This window comes from Bacillus cereus group sp. BfR-BA-01441 (genome assembly GCF_022663075.1).
GTDB classification, from domain to species: Bacteria; Bacillota; Bacilli; order Bacillales; family Bacillaceae_G; genus Bacillus_A; species Bacillus_A cereus.
The window spans coordinates 1-262 of record NZ_JAKUEU010000342.1; the positions used below are offsets into that span (position 1 = coordinate 1).

The following is a 262-nucleotide window of genomic DNA, read 5'->3' on the forward strand; positions in this document are numbered from 1 at the left end:
GAACAACGCAATCCCTTGTTATGCGCGCAAAATCAGGCACAGTTCGCTTCGTAGATGGTCGTCATAGCTTAAATAAAAAACCGAACTTGGTTATTAAGTAAAAAGCAGAGGCAGCTCCTTCAGAATGGGAGGGGGATGGAGCTTCTGACGTAGAGGCGCTTTTTGCCTCGCAGGAAGAAGTGAAGCCACTGACCATTCTAGCTGCTGAAGCTAGATTAAATAAAAAGCGTAAGCAGCTCCTTCAGAAAGGTTAAAATGGTCG

General features: G+C 45.4%; 1 pseudogene. It reads left to right on the plus strand.

Features of this window, described 5'->3' with window-relative positions:
• Positions 1-101 (plus strand): annotated as a pseudogene (gene glpX, locus MR107_RS30785) (fructose-bisphosphatase class II); the annotation flags it as partial.
• Positions 102-262: the final 161 nt, after the last annotated feature.